This is a genomic window from Bradyrhizobium sp. SMVTL-02, from assembly GCF_051853005.1.
Lineage (GTDB): Bacteria > Pseudomonadota > Alphaproteobacteria > Rhizobiales > Xanthobacteraceae > Bradyrhizobium.
Window position 1 is genome coordinate 1,254,100 of the sequence record NZ_CP182469.1, and the last position, 21,837, is coordinate 1,275,936.

25 protein-coding genes, 1 tRNA gene and 2 pseudogenes are annotated in these 21,837 nt (G+C 59.3%); 12 read left to right on the top strand and 16 right to left on the bottom strand.

What is annotated here, in order from left to right:
- Positions 1-7 precede the first annotated feature (7 nt).
- Positions 8-562, bottom strand: a complete 555-nt coding sequence (locus ACNJYB_RS06030; RefSeq protein WP_439373149.1) for an ATP-binding protein — start codon at positions 560-562, stop codon at positions 8-10.
- Positions 559-2,097, bottom strand: a complete 1,539-nt coding sequence (gene istA / locus ACNJYB_RS06035) for an IS21 family transposase (RefSeq protein ID WP_439373150.1) — start codon at positions 2,095-2,097, stop codon at positions 559-561. Before istA ends, ACNJYB_RS06030 begins: the two co-directional genes overlap by 4 nt.
- 143 nt (positions 2,098-2,240) lie before the next feature.
- On the opposite strand from istA, the gene ACNJYB_RS06040 reads away from it, so the two are divergent.
- From ACNJYB_RS06040 to ACNJYB_RS06060, 5 genes are all read left to right on the top strand, one after another.
- Positions 2,241-2,594, top strand: coding sequence for an HNH endonuclease (locus tag ACNJYB_RS06040; RefSeq protein ID WP_439373151.1), 354 nt, complete (start codon positions 2,241-2,243; stop codon positions 2,592-2,594).
- 404 nt (positions 2,595-2,998) lie between these two features.
- A complete protein-coding gene (locus ACNJYB_RS06045; protein WP_439373152.1) occupies positions 2,999-3,232 on the top strand; it encodes a hypothetical protein in 234 nt (77 codons plus the stop codon).
- A 77-nt stretch (positions 3,233-3,309) separates the two neighbouring features.
- The gene (gene hspD, locus ACNJYB_RS06050) at positions 3,310-3,768 is read left to right on the top strand and encodes a small heat shock protein HspD (RefSeq protein ID WP_439373153.1); all 459 of its coding nucleotides are present in this window, start codon (positions 3,310-3,312) and stop codon (positions 3,766-3,768) included.
- A gap of 66 nt (positions 3,769-3,834) precedes the next feature.
- On the top strand, positions 3,835-4,152 hold the full coding sequence (locus tag ACNJYB_RS06055; RefSeq protein ID WP_439373154.1) for a hypothetical protein: 318 nt from the start codon (positions 3,835-3,837) through the stop codon (positions 4,150-4,152).
- Positions 4,153-4,175: 23 nt separating this feature from the next.
- Entirely contained in the window at positions 4,176-4,406 is a 231-nt protein-coding gene (locus ACNJYB_RS06060; RefSeq protein WP_439373155.1) for a hypothetical protein, read from the top strand.
- A 203-nt stretch (positions 4,407-4,609) separates the two neighbouring features.
- On the opposite strand, the pseudogene ACNJYB_RS06065 reads toward ACNJYB_RS06060, so the two are convergent.
- Positions 4,610-4,732, bottom strand: a pseudogene (locus tag ACNJYB_RS06065) (LuxR C-terminal-related transcriptional regulator); the annotation flags it as partial.
- Positions 4,733-5,203: 471 nt separating this feature from the next.
- Between ACNJYB_RS06065 and ACNJYB_RS06070 the strand changes: the two are divergent.
- A pseudogene (locus ACNJYB_RS06070) lies at positions 5,204-5,655 on the top strand (SOS response-associated peptidase family protein); the annotation flags it as partial.
- A 28-nt stretch (positions 5,656-5,683) separates the two neighbouring features.
- Here the strand turns inward: ACNJYB_RS06070 and ACNJYB_RS06075 are convergent.
- The 10 genes from ACNJYB_RS06075 to ACNJYB_RS06120 all read right to left on the bottom strand — a co-directional run bounded on the left by ACNJYB_RS06075 (position 5,684) and on the right by ACNJYB_RS06120 (position 12,554).
- Positions 5,684-6,154 (bottom strand): hypothetical protein, encoded by a 471-nt coding sequence (locus tag ACNJYB_RS06075; RefSeq protein WP_439373156.1) that lies wholly within the window; start codon positions 6,152-6,154, stop codon positions 5,684-5,686.
- Between the two features lie 2 nt (positions 6,155-6,156).
- A complete protein-coding gene (locus tag ACNJYB_RS06080) occupies positions 6,157-6,570 on the bottom strand; it encodes a hypothetical protein (RefSeq protein WP_439373157.1) in 414 nt (137 codons plus the stop codon).
- Between the two features lie 107 nt (positions 6,571-6,677).
- The gene (locus ACNJYB_RS06085) at positions 6,678-8,555 is read right to left on the bottom strand and encodes an ATP-binding protein (RefSeq protein ID WP_439373158.1); all 1,878 of its coding nucleotides are present in this window, start codon (positions 8,553-8,555) and stop codon (positions 6,678-6,680) included.
- A gap of 281 nt (positions 8,556-8,836) precedes the next feature.
- Positions 8,837-9,922 carry a hypothetical protein gene (locus ACNJYB_RS06090; RefSeq protein WP_439373159.1) on the bottom strand — a complete coding sequence of 362 codons (1,086 nt, stop codon included), beginning with the start codon at positions 9,920-9,922 and terminating at the stop codon, positions 8,837-8,839.
- Positions 9,923-10,082: 160 nt separating this feature from the next.
- Complete coding sequence (locus ACNJYB_RS06095; protein WP_439373160.1) at positions 10,083-10,436, bottom strand: hypothetical protein; 354 nt, start codon at positions 10,434-10,436, stop codon at positions 10,083-10,085.
- Positions 10,433-10,804: a hypothetical protein gene (locus ACNJYB_RS06100; protein WP_439373161.1), complete on the bottom strand. Its 372-nt coding sequence runs from the start codon at positions 10,802-10,804 to the stop codon at positions 10,433-10,435. Before ACNJYB_RS06100 ends, ACNJYB_RS06095 begins: the two co-directional genes overlap by 4 nt.
- A 2-nt stretch (positions 10,805-10,806) precedes the next feature.
- Entirely contained in the window at positions 10,807-11,085 is a 279-nt protein-coding gene (locus ACNJYB_RS06105; protein ID WP_439373162.1) for a hypothetical protein, read from the bottom strand.
- Between the two features lie 69 nt (positions 11,086-11,154).
- On the bottom strand, positions 11,155-12,057 hold the full coding sequence (locus ACNJYB_RS06110) for a helix-turn-helix transcriptional regulator (protein WP_439373163.1): 903 nt from the start codon (positions 12,055-12,057) through the stop codon (positions 11,155-11,157).
- A 10-nt stretch (positions 12,058-12,067) separates the two neighbouring features.
- A complete protein-coding gene (locus ACNJYB_RS06115; RefSeq protein WP_439373164.1) occupies positions 12,068-12,328 on the bottom strand; it encodes a hypothetical protein in 261 nt (86 codons plus the stop codon).
- A gap of 58 nt (positions 12,329-12,386) precedes the next feature.
- A complete protein-coding gene (locus ACNJYB_RS06120; RefSeq protein ID WP_439373165.1) occupies positions 12,387-12,554 on the bottom strand; it encodes a hypothetical protein in 168 nt (55 codons plus the stop codon).
- A 129-nt stretch (positions 12,555-12,683) separates the two neighbouring features.
- Here ACNJYB_RS06120 and ACNJYB_RS06125 point away from each other — a divergent pair, with 129 nt between their 5' ends.
- From ACNJYB_RS06125 to ACNJYB_RS06140, 4 genes are all read left to right on the top strand, one after another.
- Complete coding sequence (locus tag ACNJYB_RS06125; protein WP_439373166.1) at positions 12,684-13,283, top strand: hypothetical protein; 600 nt, start codon at positions 12,684-12,686, stop codon at positions 13,281-13,283.
- Positions 13,280-13,543 (top strand): DNA-binding protein, encoded by a 264-nt coding sequence (locus ACNJYB_RS06130; protein WP_439373167.1) that lies wholly within the window; start codon positions 13,280-13,282, stop codon positions 13,541-13,543. The genes ACNJYB_RS06125 and ACNJYB_RS06130 overlap by 4 nt, the downstream gene beginning before the upstream one ends.
- A 171-nt stretch (positions 13,544-13,714) precedes the next feature.
- Positions 13,715-13,930 (top strand): hypothetical protein, encoded by a 216-nt coding sequence (locus ACNJYB_RS06135; protein WP_439373168.1) that lies wholly within the window; start codon positions 13,715-13,717, stop codon positions 13,928-13,930.
- Positions 13,931-14,470: 540 nt separating this feature from the next.
- Positions 14,471-14,986, top strand: a complete 516-nt coding sequence (locus ACNJYB_RS06140) for a tyrosine-type recombinase/integrase (RefSeq protein ID WP_439373169.1) — start codon at positions 14,471-14,473, stop codon at positions 14,984-14,986.
- A gap of 107 nt (positions 14,987-15,093) precedes the next feature.
- Here ACNJYB_RS06140 and ACNJYB_RS06145 read toward each other — a convergent pair.
- Positions 15,094-15,169 (bottom strand) — tRNA-Ile (locus ACNJYB_RS06145).
- A 131-nt stretch (positions 15,170-15,300) separates the two neighbouring features.
- Here ACNJYB_RS06145 and ACNJYB_RS06150 point away from each other — a divergent pair.
- Positions 15,301-15,510, top strand: coding sequence for a hypothetical protein (locus ACNJYB_RS06150; RefSeq protein WP_439373170.1), 210 nt, complete (start codon positions 15,301-15,303; stop codon positions 15,508-15,510).
- Positions 15,511-16,289: 779 nt separating this feature from the next.
- On the opposite strand, the gene ACNJYB_RS06155 is transcribed toward ACNJYB_RS06150, so the two are convergent.
- Together ACNJYB_RS06155 and ACNJYB_RS06160 are read right to left on the bottom strand one after the other, a co-directional pair.
- On the bottom strand, positions 16,290-17,036 hold the full coding sequence (locus ACNJYB_RS06155) for a hypothetical protein (RefSeq protein WP_439373171.1): 747 nt from the start codon (positions 17,034-17,036) through the stop codon (positions 16,290-16,292).
- Positions 17,037-18,528: 1,492 nt separating this feature from the next.
- Positions 18,529-18,987 carry a hypothetical protein gene (locus tag ACNJYB_RS06160; RefSeq protein ID WP_439373172.1) on the bottom strand — a complete coding sequence of 153 codons (459 nt, stop codon included), beginning with the start codon at positions 18,985-18,987 and terminating at the stop codon, positions 18,529-18,531.
- Between the two features lie 1,117 nt (positions 18,988-20,104).
- Here ACNJYB_RS06160 and ACNJYB_RS06165 point away from each other — a divergent pair.
- Positions 20,105-20,632 carry a hypothetical protein gene (locus tag ACNJYB_RS06165; RefSeq protein ID WP_439373173.1) on the top strand — a complete coding sequence of 176 codons (528 nt, stop codon included), beginning with the start codon at positions 20,105-20,107 and terminating at the stop codon, positions 20,630-20,632.
- The last annotated feature ends 1,205 nt before the right edge of the window (positions 20,633-21,837 follow it).

The following is a 21,837-nucleotide window of genomic DNA, read 5'->3' on the forward strand; positions in this document are numbered from 1 at the left end:
CTTGGCACTATGATGCCGTTGAGGTGAGGCCGTCCACACCATCAAGGATGAGGAGATTGACGCGCTCCAGGGCGGCAATCAGGCGCGCCAGACGGCCTTCGCCGCGCGCCTGCGCAAGATCTGCGAACAGGCGGGGTGCCCGCTTATAGAGGACGGAGAAGCCGTCGCGGCACGCTTTGTTGCCGAGCGCACAGGCAAGCCAGGACTTGCCGGTACCGGTTGGGCCGACAATGACCAGGTGGTTGGCATCGCGGATCCATTGGCAGGTGGCGAGGGTCTGGAAGAGCGAACGATCGAGGCCGCGGGCGGTGCGATAGTCGACGTTCTCGATGGCGGCGGCTTGACGGAGCTTGGCGCTGCTCAAGCGGCGCGTGAGGCGACGGTTGTCGCGGGCGGTGACCTCGCGATCGACGAGGAGGCCGAGCCAATCGGCGTGCGGCATCTCGGCCGCCTCGGGATTGTTCTGCAGTTCGACGAAGGTATCGGCCATGGCGGCAAGGCCGAGGGCGCGCAAGCGATCGACGGTGGGGTGAATGAGCATGCTGATCGTCTCCTGGTTCAATTGTAGTAACTGCGGCCACGGATGTTGGCGTGGAAGAGGATGGGCGCCTCCTCGGCGGAAGGAGCGGTTCTGTCAGTGCCGTTCTTGAGGATGGCAGCGACCGATTTGTACGAGCGGGCGTTGAGCAGCAGGGCCCGGGCGCAGGCGGCGTCGACGCGTTCCTGGCCGTAGCGCTTGACCAGCCCGAGAATGCCGATCGCCGAGCGGAAGCCCTGTTCCGGGTGCGGCCGCGACCGCAGGATGACGTCAATCAGCGTCTCGGCATCGGGGCCGACCTTGGCGGCTTCGGAACGAATGCGCTCATGGGTCCAGTCGCGATAGCGGCGATGCGAACTCGGCATATGCTCGGCGATCGTGGTCGGGCGATGCGGCAAGGTGCTGCGCAGATGCGAGGCTACGCGCTTGCCACGGAGGAAGATCTCGAGGGTCTTTTGGGTGATGCGCGCCTCGACCTCCTGATGTACGAGGCTATAGGGAACGCTGTAGTAATGCTTGGCGATCTCGATGTGATAATCGAGGTTGACCCGGCAGCGCTTCCATTCGGCGTACTCGTAGGGCTCATCCGGCAAGGGGGTGAGTGCCGGACGATCGAGCTCCTCGAACAGTTCGCGCCGACTTCGCCCCCAGCTCCGGAGAGGTCGATCGTTCAGCTCGCCAAGGAGCGCGTGGATGGCCTCGTTGAGGGCGATGAGCGAGAAGAAGTGGCGGTTGCGCAGGCGCGCCAGAATCCATCGCCCGACGATTTGGACCCCGACTTCGACCTTGGCTTTGTCGCGCGGATGATACGGCCGCGCCGGAACGATGGCGGTGCGGTAATGGCGGGCGAGATCGGCATAGGTCCGGTTGACCATCGGCTCGTGAAAGCAGGCCCGGGTGATGCCAGCCTTCAAATTGTCGCTCACCGTCTGCCGGGCCACGCCGCCGAAATAGGCAAATGCCCGAACGTGCGAGGCGATCCAGTCCGGCAGGCTCTGGCTGAGGCTGGCTTCGGCGTAGGTGTAGTTCGAGGCGCCGAGCACGGCGACGAAGATCTGCGTGCTGCGCACCTCACCGGAGAGCCCGTCAACCACCTCCATGGTGTGGCCGGAATAGTCGACGAACAGCTTCTCGCCGGCGATATGAACTTGACGCAGGGTCGGCTTGAGGCGACCGGCCCATTCCCTGTAGCGCTCGCAGAACCACGCATAGCTGAAGCTGTCGGAGTTTGCGTCGCAATACTCCTCCCACAACAGCATCAGCGTGACGTTCCGGCGCCGCAGCTCGCGATGCACCAGCGTCCAATCCGGCTGCGGACGCTCCTCGCTGGGGCGATCGGAGGGCGGCGGATACAAGCGGCACTCGAGCTGGACGTCGTCATCCAGCTCCTTTGGCAACGGCCAGGTCAGACCGGCGCGGCGTGCTCGGTTGACGTACTTGCTGACCGTACCCTGGGCCAGGCCCAGGCTGCGGGCAACGGCGCGTTGCGACATGCCGACGCTGTAGTGCAGGCGTAGAACTTCGCGAATGTGGCGCATGGACAGTCTCTCTGTCGGCATCTCGATCCTCTGCTGTTGAGCAAAAGACCGAGCTACCCCGGTTGCAGACTGTCAGCGGTGCGCGCCTCCTGGTTGTCCCCCGATCATGATCGCTGGAAATAGCGATCACGATCAGCTGGAAACGGTGATCACGATGCTCTGGAATGGGTGATCACGATGGCCTGGAATCCGTGATCACGATCGGCTGGAACACGCAACCGCGCGCTTCGTCATCGACGACGCGGGTATATGAGCGTGATCCTCTCGTTATTGCCATTGCTCGCAAGCGCGCCGGACATAAGTGCGAAGTGCCGGGGTGCAAGCATCCGCAGTTCATGGCTGCGGATGGGCTGCCCTACTGTGAAGTTCACCACGTGATCCCATTAGCTGAAGGCGGCGAAGACCGCATCGAAAACGCCGCGTGCCTGTGCCCGTCCCACCATCGGGAGGTTCGTCACGGCAGCGAGCGTAGCATCATCGAAGCTCAACTAAAGCAATTGCGAGCCTTGGCTGTATAGCCCAGATCCTCTGGCCCCGACGGTCTACGCTCGGGGGCGCGGCTGCCGTCGTGACCTCAGTCCCGATGCTTGTGGAGTGCAGCTTCAGCCTTTTTTAGCTCGGCATCGAATTCTTTCCACTGCTTCGACCCAGGCGGGCTTTTGTCTCTCGCTTCACGCCAAGCACTTACTGTCTCGATTAACGCTCGGTCAGTCATTGATCGCTCCGGTTGAAGCCCTCCATTTATGTCACTTTCAGAAGCAAACAAGGAGCCGCCGAGGTGGTCCAGGACCGGCGGCCGTCCCACTTTCGATGCCCGGGTCCTTCTGAAGTCACGAGAAACCGCGAGGCACGCGCGGCGGCTCCTGTTTGCCATCTTGCAAATCGACGCCTGTGTTAGTCACCCCCGAGCTCGAGCCCGTTTGTGTGCGAGTTGGTACAAAAAGAAAATCGAAAATCAAAAATTGCAAATATGCTCGCATCGCGCCGTCGCGCGTACCCCGCAGTTTTCGCCGCCTCCAAAGGACCCGGACGTGATGAAGCTCTGCAAGGAGTTGCCGGCGTGAGCCGCCCAAAATTTTTTTTGGCTCCTCTTGAAACCAAAAACGGTTTTGCTAATTTTTTTGTCGCCGCCGAACGGTGGCGCCCGGGCGCCTGATGGGCCCGGACCAGGAGACGGGCACCGGTCGTGTCCGGTGCCGCTCGTAACCATCTTGCTCTTTGGAGGATTTGGCTATGCGCACTTACGACTTCTCCCCCCTATGGCGCTCGACCATCGGTTTCGACCGCCTCTTTGACCTCGCAGAACTGGCCAAGCGGGAGGGTGAGGATAATTACCCGCCCTACAACATCGAACGGCTGGCTGACGACCGCTACCAGATCTCGTTGGCGGTCGCAGGTTTTGCGCCCGACGATATCTCGGTCACGGCCGAACAGAACGTGGTCACCATCGAAGGCAGCAAATCCGAGAAGGCCGAGCGCGATTTCCTTTATCGCGGCATCTCGACCCGCCACTTCAAACGCCAATTCAGCTTGGCGGATTACGTGCAGGTCAAGGGCGCCGGGTTCGATAACGGTCTGCTCAAGATTGAGCTGGTAAGGGAAATCCCGGAAGCTATGAAGCCGCGCCGCATCACAATCAACGGTGTGCCGGCGGATAACGTCCAGAAGCAGCTGGAAGCCAAAGCCGCTTAGGCCGGGCTTCGTTGGCGCCGCGCGATGCGTCGCGCGGCCCTTAATCGTCAATCAAAGGAGGGAAAAATGCGGCCGACGACCGCCGACAATGTTTTTGATTTCAACGCGCTTCTCCACCCCGGCACTGTGTTCGAGCATCCGAAGGACGTGGTGCGCCATACCGGTCTAACGGTGGCCGAGAAGCGAGCCATTCTCGCCTCATGGGCGTCGGATGCGTCTGCGATAGCGTCCTGCCCGTCGATGCGCTCTCCTGCCGGACTGAAGAGGCCCGTCTCGATCGACGAGATCCTGGACGCCTTGTGCGAATTGGACGGCGATCCTCGTAACCCTCCCGGCGGAAAGCCCTACCGGTTGCGATCGACCGAACGTGCCATCGCCGCCTGAAGCCTGGATGCCGGGAGAAACTGATGATGATCGACGAGAATTTGGCTCGCTTGCGGGCTCATCACCACAATGTACATCGGTACCGCAGGCTGCTCGCGACCCAACTTTCAGATCTGGAGCGCGCCTACATTGAGCGCCGAATGAGTGAAGAGAGGGCTTCCATCGAAGCCCTCTCCCAAGATACGTTTCCATTTAGCCTACCTATGGCAGGTCGCGCAGCTGCGGAGGCTGGCCAAGAGAGCCGCCATGTTTGAACTGGATGCCTTCGTTTCGGGGGCATGAGAAACTCGTCGACCATTACCTTAGGCTGCGAACGCGCGGCGTACGAAGGCCGTACAGCGCGCCGAGACACCGGGCCTACGTTACGCCTTTGTACGTTGCCCAGCAGTCGCTCGGCTGCGTCCACGATCTCTGCCGTTGTGCTCACGCCCAGCTTAGCAAGCAAGCGCTCTCGCTGCTGTCCGACTTGCTCGACGGTCCCGCCAAGTCGCTCGGCGATCTGATCGTCAGTGTTCCCAGCGGCGAGGCGCCTCAGAAGCTGCTTCTCGCGCGGACTTAGCTGCAGTTTGCTCATGGGCATTTGTCTAGGCTCGGCGGAGCAGCGTAGAAACACGGTACCGGAAACGAATGGCAACCAAGCGCATTTGCCGTATCCAAAACCGCCTACTCTCGTCTAAGAAGGCAGGAAGTGAACCGGCCTACGATGCAAGAACGCTAGTCCGCAACCACCCGGCCCGATTGCCTTCCTAACTGCAATGCCAGCTCGCCCCGATCCTCATGCCGAGACGGCGATCCAATACTTGACCTGGGCCATAGAGCACATCGAGAAAACCGGTAACCACAAGGCTGCGCGCCACGCCCGGATTGCCTTGGAAGCGCTGCGTCAGGATAAGCGGACGACTGATACCGGCAAGCACGCGCCCTAGCGACCCTCCGGTAGGTTGAACGCAAACGCTGCGCGTCAGCGCGCCGAGAGTGGCGGGCGAGGCGTCAGGGAAGGCGCCCTAGGAATACCAGCCAGCACGCGGCAAAGCCCAGAGCTAGAGGCGGCCACATCCGCAACACGTCATCACCGCACTGGCGCGGTTGGCTCAAGCCCGAGAGCCGCTGCCTGGTCCCGGCCAATAGCTTCGCCGAGTACGCACCGGAGCCGAACCCCGAGACCAAGAAAAAGGACGTGGTCTGGTTCGCGCTGAACCAGGACCGGCCGCTGTTCGCGTTCGCGGGTATCTGGACCGAGTTCAAGGGCGACCGGGGCACAAAGTCAAAGCCGATCCCAGGGCCGCACCAGGTCTACGGCTTCTTGACCACCGCGCCGAACGCTGTGGTCGAGCCGATCCATCCGAAAGCAATACCTGTAATCCTTATGACCGACGAGGAGCGCAACGCGTGGATGCGCGCACACCGTGGGACGAAGCGAAGGCGTTGCAGCGACCACTGCCGGATGATGCGCTCAAAATCGTCATGCGCGGGGCAGATAAGGAAGATCGGGCAGCTGCATGAAGGACCCAGAACGCCGTATGGCTCACTGTCAGCTTGGCTTCGTGCGAAATCCGGAAAGCGCCCAACCAAGGGCAACGCCGATGATCAGCACGAACAACGGTACCGCGAACGCGATTGCGAGCGCCATTCCGAGCGCTCTCCACGGCCGCGCCGGAGTACGAACGATCCCCGCCTTGTCATATAGCTTATCGCTCAACGCTGTTTCAGAGAGGTCCCGATACTCTGGATAAAGTCGGCGAAAGTCTGGGAGCTTGTACCAGCAGTTTGGAGTTGCTGCGTATGCATTCCATGGTCGGTCAGGCGGTTCAAAATCGACGCCTGATTTGCCGCGAGCCTCCCGGCAATCAACTGGTAACATCAATATGCCGACTTGACTGAAATCAAGCGACGCCTTCTCGAATTCGCCGCTCACTTCTTTGTACGAGACAATGGCCACACCGATCGCGAACAGCACCGACAGGATGATCCATATTCTCAAGAAACCTCGCCTGTAGTTCATCTCTAAACCCACGTGCCCATCAATTGGAACGCGAACCCAGCTAAGAGAAGGTAGAAGCCGGTGTTCGCATCGAAGAACAGAAAGCCCCGTATCCACATGCGGACTGGCTCGTCTGGATTGTCGATTATTCGGCGCGTAATGTGAGAGGGCGGGCCATACGGGTATTTTTCCTCATCGCCGTACTCGTCGACGATCCTGTCGAATAGGCCGCTTATGTGGAGTTGCACCACTCCCCCAACGTCAAACATCAATCCAGCGCTATTGACCCATTTGCCTCGAAACTCAGGCCCGGCATACGCGCCAGCGACAACCAAACACGCGGCTGCTAAAAACAAGAGAATAATGAGCACCACGCGGTACTCAAATCTTATCGTGTCCTGCTTCCAGTACTGATAGTTGATCCACCAGCGCAGCATATTTGCCCCCCCTCGCTCACAGGCCCGCGGCGATCGAACATCAAGTCCAAGCCGCCTCCCTCTGCGTCTCTCCTATCGAAAAAATGGGACAGCCGTACCCTGGTTGCTTATGGCGCCTGCGCCACCCGCTCTCCGATGTGCCTGAGCCAGCCGATAACCTCACCTCCCGGGTCAGACTGCGCGAGACGGTCGCGAGACATCTTGGCGACCGCTGCCGTGTTGAGCAGCGTCTTCGCCTGACCGGCTTTCTTGTTGCATTTCTTTGGATCATTAATGGGCCAAGGCGTACCCGCCGAAGCCGTGTGCACTGCCTGCGCAACAAGCGTGGGGACGTCATCAAAGTCTGAGAACGGCGCTCCGAACGAGACGACTATGTTTTGGTGTTGGTAAGCTTCTAGGATGGCGTCCGGATGGAGGAAATTCTCCATTTCGCGCTTACTGGTCGTGACGGCCGAACAGCCATCGCGCGCGTTCACCTGAGCAGCAAATGCATCGTACTTCCCGGCCTGCGGCGGTGGGTTGTCACGGTCGTAGATGTGGAACTCAGGCCTGTTCAGAGGGTGAAGTCGGGATGTCCAGAGCGCGAGATTGTTGCCTCCAAACGGGAAGAAGATAAGTTCGCCGGATACCTCGAGCGCCTCAATATCTGGCACATCGACCCCCTCCGTCCTTAGCATCTTGCTTATGCCCTTGAGGAAGGCGATGTCGTGCTTTCCTTCGACGCCGACGAATAACTTGACCGTATGATCTGGCAGGACGCCAAGGGAATGTGCGATCCGAGCATTTGTGTCATGCCCTCCGACAGCAATCGTCCGAGTGCCGTTCTCTTGTGCCTCAATAAAACGTAGGGAAGTATCGGGAAGCGCCCGAGCAAGCATCGGTGTATGAGTGGTTACAATTACCTGCCGCCCGGCGACTGCCGACAGATCAGAGAGCGCAGACATCAACATGCGTTGGTTCCGCGGATGCTGCCCCGTCTCGGGCTCTTCAATCGCATAGATGACCGAGCCCGCCTGCTTCTCGATCGCCGCCTTCTCGGCCTTCGCCCTGAAGAAGTTCAGGAGCACAAGGCGCTTGACCCCACTCCCTCTCTTGTTGAGAGGAATTCCCTCATCGCCTGTAATGCTGGTTTGGAATAGGCTGTCCCACTTCTTGGTCGTTACAACGGGATTAAGTGTTTGGGCGACGGATGCATCCATCTCCTTGATCTTTTGGACGGTCGCCTCCGCGATCCTTCGGACCTCGGCTTCGACGTGGGATTGGATTTTGGCTAAATCCTGCTCGACAGCTTTTAGCGCGTCGCGAATGGCCGCCTTTAGTGGGTCCTGCGCCTCCGCGTCCTGGTCCGTACTCGCTCTGTCAGATTTGAACAAGGCGAACGCTGGAAGATATGGAGCGAGAGCGGACCAAACCTGTTTCCCGCCTTCTTTCTCCAAAGAGACAGGCATTAGGTCGAGCCTTAGCCCCTCTATGCCTCGCCAAATCGCTGCGCGGATCGGTGCGTTGGCCTGCCTGTTGACGTTTGTGAGGTCCACTGCAAGTTCAGCCGCTCGGGCTAGAAGATCGGCCTTCTTTAGCTGTAGTAAGTCGTTCGCTCCGTTCACAGTGGGGTGGACCGCAATAGCTTCCACAGAAATCAGCTTAGGGGTCGTGAGTGAGCCGTCGTATGTTTTGCGGATTTCCAGCCGACCCTCGATGTTGACGAGGTATTCGGCCTCCAAGTTGGTTTCGTAGTCGGCATCTAAAACGATCTTCTCGGGTAGATCATCAAACTCGCAGGTGATCCGCACGGCTTTGCGATCACCCGAAAGGCAGGCGTCGTCCTTGTCGGGCTTGGCCTCATCGAAAAAAATCGCGAGACTATCCATGATGGTGGATTTTCCAACATCGTTTCGGCCCACGATCGCTGTTATGTCATCGAACTCGATGCACACCTCGTCCTTGAAGCAGCGAAAATTCTCGAGCTTGAGCTTGGTCAGTTTCATGAGGCCCCCCAGCCTTGAACCAAAGCGCATACCACATAGAGTTGCGCGTTGTCCTTAGTGCTCGGGATCGGACACGCAGGATCTCCACAGGATCATTTCGCTCGCTTTTGAAAGGTACTTGGGCCGAACCGCATGGCGCGGGATCGCGGGGCCGCGCGGCTTCAGCATATTTGCCCTGGACTAAGGCTGATCCGAGCGACTTCGACGCGGCCCCGCCGACGAGACCGTCGACAGAGGCTTCCGGTTTCGCCGCACCAGCTCATTCCAGTGCGGAGAAACTTTCATCGTGAAACGGTTCGCAATTCGATGCCCAACACCGCGCGCGGATCGCAATCGGTCCGGTGCTCGACGCTGTCGCCCGCCTCCTGCGCGCGCCAGACAAGCGCGGCCTCCTCGGCTTCAAGGCGTGCCCGGTCGAATGCGATCTCGGAAAGCTTTGTCGCACGGTCGGTCGCCGACAACGCGACGCCGTCCTCTGCCTGTTGGTCAACGAGCGCGTCCAGCCTCTTGCCGATCGCTTCCGGGCCGAGCATCCAGATCATCGTTGCCATGGTGGCCGTGAGCTCTCCGCTGGCGCTGCCAATGATCGGCCCGCCTTGCTTGTCCATCGCGACCAGCGGGATGTTGACCGTCTCGCGCGACCATCCGATGTCGCCCGTTCCATGCTCGATCATGCCGCTAAGGTCGGGTTCGCCATACGAAGCCACAGCGGCGAGCTGTTCGCGAAGCTTGCGCTTCACGTCTGCGCTGGGGAACGGGGCGGACCTAATGCGATGTTCATCAGCCGAAGCTTCTTTTAACCTCGCGCGAAGGCGCCCAATTGCGGCCGGGAGCTGCTCGCCGCGCTTCAGCAGCTCGCTAACCTCGATCACCGGCGCCTCGACCAGGACGGTGCCCCCGGGCCGTCCGCGCCGAAGCCATTCCTCGACGGATCGCAACAGGGCGGCGGTGACGTGCGCAGATGCGGCACGATGCTGCTCCGACGTGGTGAGCCGCTCCAGTTCGCTTACGAGCTTCTCAATCTTCCGCTTGATGTCGGCGACCTGCGGATCGCTCTCATCCAAATTCGGACCACCAGAGCCCCTCCGAAGCGTAAGCGCTGCCACGCGGGCATCGCTGCGCTGCTTCTCAAGCCGCAGCTCGCGAATTTCATCGCTGATCGGGAGCCAGACCGCCCGCGCATCCGCCGTCCGCTGACGAAGGGCAAGCAGCTTCGATCGAGACGCCTCGCCGGGCAATGTGTCGGCAAGGTCTCCGAACTCATGGACCATGAAGGCTCCAGGCAGCGGCGCGTTGATCGCATCGTACGCGGTTTGCACCTCGGCTTCGGTGGGTCGCTTGAAACCACCGGTCTGGGCGTCGAACATTTGCGATCGGGGAGCCATGATGCGTCCTCGCGTTGCTGCTTGTCATCGCGTCGTAGTCTGGACGCCGCCGTGGGCCACGAATAGCCCCCTGGGCCAACGTTGGACCGGCTCCGGTGTCGCACACATTGTCGATGTGTGCGCCGCATCGTGAAAGGTGGTCTTAGGTAAGACCACCTCGCGCCCCGTCGAGCGCGCGTCGGATCACGCGCTCGCTCGGAACATGGTCGCGAGAGCGCAAGATCAGCCAACAAAATTGCTCGATCCGGCCACGCAGCCGCCCAGGGCATTGATCCTCAACCCGTTGCCGACGCCATGCCCCCTCGCGATAACGCGCGAGGGCGACGCGCAGCCGGAGCGCCGCCGCCCGGGATGACTGGCCGGGCATGTACAGCGCGGCGGCTTGAGCGAGCCATCGATCGCGCTCATCGATCGCCAGGGTCGTGTCGGCCAAACGATGGCCGCGCCCATCGAGCGGGACCGCGTGCGCGAATTCAATCGTTCGAACCGGCTTCATCCGTCAATAAACCCGCCGCTGGGGATCAGGCGCCGCAGCACCCGCACCGCCTCGCACTCAATCACATCGGGCGGTAGGTCACTCCAGCATTGAGTGCAGAACCCCGACACGGTGACCGATGTCGGCGCGACCGCAGGAACGGCGAACAAAAACGCACCGGGTTCGGCGTCGTCGGCAAACGAGGCGCGACATGCTGGACAGAACGGTCGTCGCTGGCGGATGTTGCCGCGCCAAAACGCAAGGGCATTGCGCAGCAGCGGATGATCATCGAGCGGCGTATGGGCGGCGACCAGGTAGGTCAACAGCGATAAGTGAGATGCCTTCCTGAACTCCGCAAGATCGCGGCGGCGCTGGCCACGGTTGCTCATGTTCACGCCTCTTCATTGCCGCGAAGGACCGGGATTTCCGTAACCTCGGCGGCGACACCACGCCGGGGCTCTCCCTTCCACTCGACAACGCACCCGTGTTGCATCATCCCGAACATGGATTGAGCGAGCCAAAGAGGATCGTCGTACTCGATGTAGCTCTTGCCGTATGGCGAGATCGTCCACGCCCGAAAGATGATCTTGCCGGTGCGGCGCTGGCGGCGCGTCTCGACAAGAATTCGGGTCCGCCACTTGATCTCAGGGTAGTGAACACGCGCTGTCATGATCTCGCTCCTTTCGTTTGCTCGTCATTGCCCTGGGGGCCTGCACCTGATTGCGCTGATGGATGCCGCTCATGCGCCGTGCTCAATGGCGACCAGAGCATCGCTGAGCCACGGTACGTCAGCGCCGCTCTCCCAAAGCAGGTTCTCGACGGCGTCGATAACCACGTTCGTATCATGCCGAGCAGCCAGTGCGGCGACGAACGCCTGATAGGCTTCGGTCTCGTCGCCGATGCGGTCGGTCGGCCACGCATGCCTCACGTCCGCGAACGCCGCCAGGACGTCGTTCCTGGCAGCATCCATTGGAGGGTCGCGAGATGGTGAGGATGGGCTCGCCGGTTGTGTCAGCGCGCCATCAGGCGCGCGCTGGGAAGGTCTCTGCGGCTCGGGAGGTGTTGTCTCGCTTGGCCCTTCTCTATCCACACGGGAGGTGCTGCGCGCCGGAGGCGCGCCTTCGGGTTCTCTTACAGGTTCATATGTGCTGCCAGCTATGCGTGGCACCTCTAGAACTTGCGAACCGCCCAATTCTGGCACCTCGAACGGATTGCTTGAGGTGCCAAGGTCGCGCGTTTCTGGCACCTCGAACCGGTCGCTTGAGATGCCAAAATTGCGCGTTTCTGGCACCTCTGCGGTCGCTGCCGGTGATTGTGCCTCGTCTTGAGACGTTGCTTGCGGTGAGGGTATCAGTAGATCGAACCGGACGTGCTTGCGACCAATGCGGTGGACCTTGATCCATCTGCCGTCCTTGAGCGCAGCAATAGTCCGGTAAAGTGTCCGCCGCGAAACGCCAAGCTCGCGCAGCAACAAGTCGTAGCCCGGATCGCACCGACCGGAAGTGCAGTTAAAGAAAACGCCGCCCAACCACATCGCGGCCAGAAGCTGGGGCAGTTCCGGCAGCGTGACGGTTCTATAGTTTCTCAGGACGGCGCACATCCACTCGCGCTGGGCTTTGTGCCCGGAGATGGGGCGGCTCATGGCACGACCTCTAGGTCAGTTTCGGCCAGGGCGACTTATGCCGATACGTCTGCGAGGTCGTGTCGCCGAACAATGCGTCGCCGCACGGCTCGACCTGATAATGCACGGTGATTAACTTGGCGGTCTCGGTCGGGACATGCATCCCGTTAGTCAGGTCCCAGCTCGGCCCTCCCGTCTGCCCAAGCGTGAGCTGCAGGTCGTGGCCATTCCGCATGATGTCCACGAACTTCTCGACGGCACGTTGGCGTGTTGAACGCTTTGGTTTCTTCATGATGGCCTCCCTTGGGTTGGAAGGCCGGGCGTTGCCGGGCGAAAGCAGGTCGGCTATTTTACAGGCTGCTAACAACGCCTGCCTGGGCCGGTGCCTTGCGTTTGCCCGCAAGCCCGGCCTTCCACTTTGCGCTGATTGCTTCAGCAGCGAGCGTCGCCTCGCGCCAGCGGGCGGCGGTGGCGCGAATACCTTCGATTTTCTGTCCTGAGTTGTTGCGAGCAAGCATAGCCAACTTCCTTTGGCGTGTGATCTGCTTGCCCAGATCGACGTGGCGCCAGCGCCATCTGAAAAATATTCCAATGGAAACTTGACACACAATCCGTCTATTTGCAAATATTACAGATGGGGACACGTCATGGCGACGCTTAGTCAGTTGGTCACTGCCATATCGAGCGCGGAAGGGATCGACGCCGAGCGCGTTACCGCGATCGCACGGGCTGTCCGCGAAGAGGGGCTTATCAAGACTTCCGGGCGGGGAACGTCAGCCGCTCAAATGGACGAACGCGACGCGGCGAACCTGCTGATCGCCGCCAACACGGCCGACACGGCGCGGACGGCGCCCGACATGGTTAAGCAATACCGAGCGTTGCAGGCGAAGCGAGGCAAGCAGAAGAGCGACTTCGGGAGCGAGCTTGAGGAACTGCTCTTGGCGGCCAAGAGGGAGCTGCTCGCGGACTACGTGACCAGAGCGGTCGCGCTGGTGGGAACGCGCGGGCACATTCTCGGCAAGCGGCGCTATCCCAATGAGGCGTACGAATTCGAGATCACATTCGAGAAGCCGGTTGCGGCGGTCTTCCTACATGTTGCGGCACAGACCCGCCTGGGCCTGATCTCCTTCCACGATCGACAGGCGAATATCGACGCTGCCGGTGACCGCCGGGAGAGCACGAAGATTACGCAGCGGACGATCTTCGCGGTGGCAAACGTCCTCCCGCAATTAGGAGAGAACGGATGAAGAGACCCGAAAGCAATATCGCTGACGACCTGCTCGAAGGGGCAGAAGAAATTGCGCGCTTTATGTTTGGCTCCCCTGGCAAGCGTCGGCGCGTCTACCATTTGGCCGCCCATTCTGACTTGCCGCTGTTCCGCCTGGGCGAAGTTATCTGCGGCCGCCGCAGCACCCTTCTCGCGTGGATCGCCGAGCGCGAGCAGGCTGCCGCTGCGCTGGCCAGGGCCAAGCAACACACGATTGCGGCCGCCGCCGCTGAGGAGTGACACCGGCCGAGCCGCGAATTGAGAGCGTTGACGGCGGGTTCAAGATGAGGGCGATCGACTACGGCAAAGGGCTGCCTAAAATCCTGAAATTCCTACCGAAATTAGGCTTTGGATAGGATCGATCTCAGGTGGTCCAGGATAATGATTTCTAGTAAAAAGGAGTGTGCCCTGATGGGCAGCAAACCGGCGACGTACCGCCTCCGTGATCTGGAGATGGCCATTGTCGGCGCGCAGCGCGCAGGGCTGACCGTCGTGCGGGTCGAAATCGACAAGCAGGGCAAGATCGTCATCCACGCAGGACCTCCGCCGACCGATGCGGCTCCCTGCGAGACCAAAGAAGGTGGCAACGAATGGGACGTGCTTCTGGCAAAGGCCCAGCGCGATTGAGAGGGCGACCGGGAGGCCGACTGCCGCGCTTCACCAGGGGCTACATCGACGACTGTGGCCATCCACGGCACTACACGCGCATCCCCGGCGTCAAGCCGGTGGCCCTGCCAGGGCTGCCGTGGTCAACCGAGTTCATGGATGCGCTGGACAAGGCGCTGGCGTTCCGCAAGGCGCCTGAGAAGGTTGAGATCGGCGCGTCGCGCACGGTGCCTGGCACGGTCAATGCTGCGATCGTGCTGTACTACACAAGCGCGCAATGGAAGTCGCTCGCACCCGGCACCAGGCCCGGCCGTAAGTCGTCGCTTGAGCGCTTCCGCAATGAGCACGGCGAGAAACGGCTTCGCATGCTCGGCCAGCCACATCTGCAAGCCTACATCAACACGCTTCAGCCCGCACCTCAGCGCAACATGTTGCAGGCAGTGAAGCACTTCCTCGACCATTGCGTCACCGTGCATCTGATCCCGACCAATCCCGCCGCAGGCGTGACCCGCGTCAAGCGGAATCTACGCCAAATTCTGCGCGCGGCATCCTGTCGGCACGATGGCGCGGCTGGCGCTCGCGCTCTACGTCAACCTTGGCGTCCGCAAATCCGACGTGGTGCGGATCGGGCCGCGCGACGTGCACAACGGCGTGCTGACCGACTTCACGCCGCAGAAGACCAGCCGCAGCACCGGCATGAAGATCAATGTGCCGCTGATGCAAGAGACCAGGGACATCATTGCGGCGACGCCGCTGACTGGCACCGAGACCTACCTCGTTACATCGTTCGGCAAGCCGTTCACGGCGAACGGGTTCGGCAACAAGATGCGCGAGTGGTGCGACCAGGCGGGCTTGCCGGAGTGCTCCAGCCATGGCCTACGCAAGCTGTGCCTGACGCGGCTCGCCGATTACGAGGGGCCCGATGGCCGGGTGCTGGACGTGCGCGACTTGCAAGCGATCAGCGGTCACAAGGATCTGCGCGAGCTTCAGGTTTATATTGAGAACGCCGACCGCAAGCGCCGTGCGAAGCGCGCCATCGCGCAGCTCGAAGAGGCCCAGAAAACGAGGGCGCGATGAAGTGAACAAACCGTGGCGAAAAACCAAGAATGATTTTGTCTAGTTGTGGTGGGCGAATTTGTCTAGTTGGCAAAAAGCGCTGAGAGATCAACGGCCCTTTTCAAGGCTGGTGGGCCCGGCAGGACTCGAACCTGCAACCAGACCGTTATGAGCGGCCGGCTCTAACCATTGAGCTACAGGCCCAGCCGGAACGTGGCTCCCAACTCGACACTCGAGCCGGCCACCCGGGAACGCCACCTCTGGCGCGCGAGCCATGTAGGGATAGCGAGGGGGCCTTTACTTGTCGTAGGAGCGCGTCACAATAGGAACGCCCCATGCAAAAACTCCCTGCCCTCGCGGCAGGCTTCGTTATCATCTCTAGCCTGGTTATCCAACTCAAAAGCGAGTTGGTTGAAACCGGTGCACTGGATGAGGTAGTGCTGGCCGCGAAAGCGCAATCGTACGCGCGGAAGGCTGGAGCAGGTGCCAACGTTGCCTTTACCGCTGTATTATCAATTATCCGGGACGGTCCACTGCTCACGTAGCGTGGTCGGCACGAAGGAATTCTTCAAAAAAAGTGCTCAAATGCCTGTTTTGAGCGCCACAAGCCCAAGCCATTGCGATAATCGTTACCAGACATAGCTTATGTATCGAGTAAGCGCGAGGGATGAGACAAGCTGCTCTCCCCCGGGCGAAAGCGACTTAGATTCATTTCAAAGGCTGTGGCTATCCACGAACTCCATCACAAAACGCAATCAACAGACCCGGTGCGCACTCTCAACGACGTCTGAGTCTCGCGCTGCAAATTTCTTCTGCTGCCCGAAATTAAAAGAGCGTATGGCTCCTCAGGATTTACGACGATGCTTGATGAAGATTTGGCTCGAATTCGTGCTCACCGCAACAACATACACCGGTATCGACGACTAATAACGACGAGAATATCAAACGTAGAACGCCAACTCGTCGAGAAACGCCTTGTAGAGGAGCAGGCCGCGCTCAGCTCTCTTTTTGCCAAGACCTTCCCTCTCACATTCTCGCTTCCGAAAGACCGCAACTTTCGAAGAGTGAAGGATGGCCAAACTTTGGATCAAGCGTGAATACTGAACCAACTATGGCCGGTGTTCGAGCAAGGTCAATCGTCTTTGACTGGAAGACAGAGCGGGTCAATACGCATTTGGAGCGGCCGGATCCGCGTTGTTTGCCACGCTGCTTGCTTCTTTGCGCAAGCATAACTGTGGAGAGTTGGTGAAAGGGCTGGACTCGTATTGCGTTGAACGGCGTTGGATCCAGTCGCTCACAGCTTGCCGCACCATTGGTTGGGCAATCACGAGGCATGAAGCGACACCCAACGACGCTCCTCGCTGCAAGCATTCGTCCGAGTCATGAAATCGCGAATTGCAGGATATCTAGCGGTCAACGGACTCGGTGTGGGTACGAGCGTTTCGGCTCCGTAATCAAGTTGCATCAGCTCGAGATAAAGTTGCCGATAGCGCTCGATCGTTATTGCCGTACGATCGGGATTAAAGAAGCTTTCCGACTCTGGCTCAATAGGCACAAAGCCTAAGAGGAGTGAGTTTCTCACCTTCTGCTCATCATCGGAAGCAGGCCTTGTATATACGGCAGCTGGAGCCGGATCGTCGATAAAACTCGCGCCTAGGGCGCGCTGCAGCAGATATATTCTCCTTGCTGAACGTTGGACGCGTTCTTTTCGATAGGAATCATCGAGTGCCATGCAATGCGGGTTTTCTGCCTCGATCAGAATTCTGCGGGCGCCCATCTTCCGCGTGAATTTGGCGAATAGTTGCTTCATTCTCCGGGTAGACAGTTTTCCCCGATCGGTCGCGCGGATGGCAATGTACGGAACATATATCGAGTGCGGCATCATGGCATTCAGCCGAACCAAACCAGCCCCAATTGTGCGTTGCCCGCGGACGAGCAAGAAATAGCGCGCGATGCCAGGTCTGTGAAATAGCTCCTCCAGTTTGACATCACCCTCTAAGTCCGCTCCGTCAGTGAATGCCTCTTTCAGAATCGATCTTGCGCACTGATACTGAGCAACTGACTCGACCAACACAAGGATATCAGATCCTCCGTCGTGATCGTCGGCCGACGCATGTCGCCTGTCGCACGTGTGGTTTGTCAGGTCGCGCGGCGGTGTTTCAGTAGACATGAGAGTCAAAATTCAAAGATCCAGTTCGAGATAAGCTGCGCTCCCTCAGTCGTACTCCTCTCGCTCATGGAGACGTTGTATCGTTGTAGGCACTTCCGAGTAGCAATCAGACTCTAAATCGGCCTAAAACTTCACGGGGAAGCCATAAACATGACTTTTCAAGATGCGACCCATCTGCAGACGCTCATTGAGCGGGCGGCCCCTCCGCGATAAGCCCAACACTTCGGGGCCGCCCCTACATCACCGGGTGGTTGGGAGGGACGGTGATGATGGCCATGACAAAGCAAGCATTATGCCGAACCAGAATCGAGCGATTGCATACGGTTAGGGCGAGATATCTTCGAGAAGGTGATTGATGCTGTGTCGGTTTGCTCCGTTTGTCTTCAAGGTGACAAAGTAGGCGGACCAGTCCGAACTTCAGCGAAGCGCTTGCGGGCTTGTTACTCGCTGCGCGGCGCATTGATACGAATGCAGTTTGCCTGAGTAGCATCTATGGAAGGTCGATGACTTTAATCGTAGATCAACGAGAATGTTCGTGAAAGTTAAGATCTCAGCTGATTCTCATCACGAAGTACAATGTGGTCTTGTGATCCAAGCCGAAGTGCGTCCCAGGCCGCTTCGGTATTGGCTGGAAGCCGCTTCCCCCGTTCCCACGGGCACAAGCGTTCCGTAGCGAACTGATGCCACAGTCGATCTTGTAACAGCGGGCTTCCGCATCGTAGAGTCTCGGAACGTGGCCATGCGAGACCATGCGCATGCGACGCATCAGCCCGAATATGGATTTCATTGTGCACACCGGTACGGATCGTGAGCGGGCGGACCCGGCGCGATGAACGCCGTTGCCTCCATGGGTCCGCCCTACATCACCGCGAGAGGAGCGGTGATGCTGGTCAGCACCAAGCAAGTGGCATGCCGAGAAGGTTGCGCTTTCTAGACTCGATTGGCTCGATGAGTTCGAGAGCCAGAAACCAACCTAGCTGTCGTTTGTCGTTGCAAACAAAGCCGCCCGACGATTGTCACCGGGCGGGCCCGCGCAATGTCTAAGCCGCAGACAAGGCAAACGTCAAAATGATCGATCGGAATTTGGGCGGGCGCAAACTTAGTATGAGCGGACCAGACCGGACAGTGCCGCAAAACAGCCCTTGGTGCCTCAGCGCGACCAGATTGCGCGCGGCACCACAGCTTGCGCGCGTCCTCGATCAGCACCACTCAACCGCTAGGGACGGCGACTTCGGCCATTAATGCGTTTGTTAGGGTGCGTTTGCTGATCGGGCGGCATAGGCCGACAAGTCCTCATGACGTCCGGGCTAGGCTGAGATCTCGGCTGTCACCATATCTGGCCACAATCCGAGATCATAAATCGAGTGATGCATGCCTTGCGAAGATCAGTGCTTCACGACGTGTCGGACTGTGATGCAATCAATAGCCGCCCGTTAGCGAAAAGCGCCAGAACCTGCCCGTCGTTCCAAGCGAATAGGTGTATCTTCATGTCGTCGGCAATCTCGCGTGCCGTGAGAGTGCCTGCACAGCCGAATACTGAAACTACGTCTGCGTAGTGTGAGCCCAACTGTACAGCACGTAGCTCCAGCGCGGTGACGCGGCAGTGCCCCGCTGGGAACGACCGAGCGTCAACTGACCTGTAATTCGCATCCAGGTCGTCGGGCGCGGGCGGATCGGCAAGAATCCCAGTCGACGGAGCGCTGGCATGTGCTGGCCGAGGCCAGCTCGAGAGCTGGCCCGCCTGCATGAACAACCATCCCGATGCGGTGATCGTCATGAGGCGCAGAATCGTTTCCCGATTGATGAGATAGCCGGCCATTGCGAACGGTTGAGATAGCTTCATCGAATACACTCACTTGTAGGGTCCAGGGTGAGTAGGCAGTCGTCATTCGTGATGAACCCGTGGCAGGACAGATTAGCTGAGAGGTCGGACATGATCACAAGGCTAGCGCGATCGCGATGGTCTCAAAAGTGGGTTCTATCAGGCGGAAATGGATCGGGCCGACTCCCGTTTAGACGGTCACTAGGGTCTGCCCCTACATCACGGTGAGGGCGACGTGATGGTATTGTGGATGAAGCAAGCTCCATGCCGAACTGAGAACGACAGAAGAACTTGGTGGTGCATCGAACTCGAAATGTTCCGGCCTAGTCAGTCGTATGCTGCGTCAGTTCGAGTTCGGCAGTGCGCGCGGTGGCCATAAGAGACTCTCAGCAAATTGCGGCGCCTTGATTAGCCATTTTTGGTCTTAATTGGCTGGCTGCTTGCCACATATACGTGGCTGAGTGCATTGCTATCTGAGCGGCATGTCGCGAGATGGTTACGCTCATCTCCCCCAGCTCGCAGCGCCCCTGCCGCAGCGTTCTAACTGAGACAGGAAGATGTTCTCGCCGCACTGGTTGCGGCCTGCATCGCGTGCCCAGGTGAGGCAGCCTGCTCCCATCCTTTTGGGCGCTTCGCTGGCCTGTCTGTGTGGAGGCGGCGAGGCTCTAACTTACGCTGAAAGGACGGATGTCCAACAAGCTGCCGACCTCTGTTCAGCCAAGTCGGCCGCCGCACGGAATCTCTTAAGCCAGGTAGATCATTTCTTCTTTCAATGGAGCGATCTCTAGTCCCTTATTGAAAGCACTTTATTCGAAAGGGGTTGAATCGAGCGTGGCGTCAAGTTGTAAGAAAGATGTGAGAACGCTGGCCACGAGATCTTCAAATGACAAATCAGTTTCTCGCTTCGCATCACGCGGATTGCTCTGCGCGCACCATTGTCGGATTCGCGACAGGAGTTGACCGAGCCAGGTCGACGCTTTGGGCGGTCGTTTTCGTATCCACATTTGTCGCCGGGCCACACGCCGCACAAGCTGGGCCCCCTAGCGACAATCTGAATTGGTCGTCCAGCACGAAATCAAACGGTGCCTCCGCGGTCGCTGTCAAAAGGTCGATCTCTCCGCTTTGGGACACTTGGATCGGAGCCGACATGAGTGTGGCGCACGAGCCCACCACAACGTGGGATTTGCTCGCGGAGAAAGCTGCTAATGGCGGCAACGTGCCGCAATCCTCTGGTATCGCCTGGGCTGCCGCCACCACCCCCGGGCCAGGCTCCCTTTGGGACAAAACCATGGTGAACGCGCGCTTTGATTCGGGCGAGCAGAGTAGCAAAATCGGAACTTCGCTCATCAAGTCGGTGCCGCTGCCGAGCGATGACTCGCTGGCACTGCAGATTGACTGCGATCTGATCCAGCAGGGCCAAATACCGCTCCTCGGCATGCTCGGGCAGGGGATGCGCAACTATGAGACCCATCAATCGGCCAAAGTGACAATCACCGGCATCGGCACTAGCTTTGTTGTTGGCCAGACCATGTCGACCACCGACGAAAAATGGCTGCGTAGCTTTGGTGCCGAGCAGACGCTGTTCAACGGTGTCACGATCTCGAGCGCCATAGGGGAGACTGCACAAGGGGTAACGAACACGAGTCTGACAGCAAAATTTAGGAAGAGCTGGTGAGGTGTTGACGAGAGCTTTGGAGCAGCCGCTTGGCCTGCACCACATCTTCATGTTCGTCTCTTTCGAGGACGTTTCGATCAAGCGGCGCGGATAGCCCTCGGCGGGAACCAGACGCCACCGCAGTATTCGGCGGTTAAATGATCAGGGTTCCAGGGATGGCCAGAGAACGGCGGCGAGCTTGCGGCTTTCATTCGGAAGAAGCGTCTACACATAACTGGCGCTTATCCGCTTCAGGTGTTTCTAGACGAACGGGCGATACGGAAGTAGCGATGGATCGCAAGCAATTCGTGTTTATCGCAATGGCTATCATGGGTAGCTTACTCATGAGCGTAGCGCTCGCGCTCTGGCTCGCCGGTTGGTGAAACAGCAACGCCGCCCGCTTAAAATGGTCGCGGGCGGCGTTACTTGGGGTCTCGGGAGGGTGATGCAAAATCCCGGTAAAGAGCGGGTCTGCACGTCCCGTGCCAGTGTTTGTGCCTCTCAGGCCGACACATCCGCGGCGGGCATTCAATCCGATCAGGAGCCAGCCCATAGCAGAAAGCTCGATCACGCTTCGTCCACTCACGCTTCGCGGAGATCCTGATCATCAATAGCCGGGCGGTTCCGACAAGATCCCCCTTCAGGAGGCAACGAAACGACGCCGTCCGGTTACACACTCATTAATCAAAGAGCTCTGCAGCAGTTCGTTCGAGAAACGTCCTTGATGGCTAGTAGCTAATGTGTGCGGGCGCGATCCCCTCCAAGGCGCTGTGTGGTTCGGGCTAGTGACAGCGCAAGTGCATGCATCTGTGCTCGTTACAGCTAACGTCAGGTCTGAGGCGAGCCTGACGCAGTCGTTTTCTAAGTCGAAGAACAGCATCTGAGCAGCCAACCGGGGGCTGGACCGTTGACTCTCGAAGACGTTCTGGATCGACAAGTCGGGAACAAAAAAGCGGTAATCCCATGGAGCCCTCCTTGCACAAGGGACCTCAGTGCGACATCCGGGCTCGATGGATTTCTGGCTTGCGATGCCATTCGACGTGTCGTGAGTTCTGGGTGGCTTTCAGACATTCCTTGGTGGGTTGTCGACAATCTGGGACGCGCAAGTGCCGGCCACTGTCGAACTGGCGTGAGCGAAAGTGCAGCGACCAGCGCTTGAGTACCGTGCCTTCGTACCGAAGTTGTTGTCGTGTACTTCAGCTCTATGATAAGCAACAATTGGACCA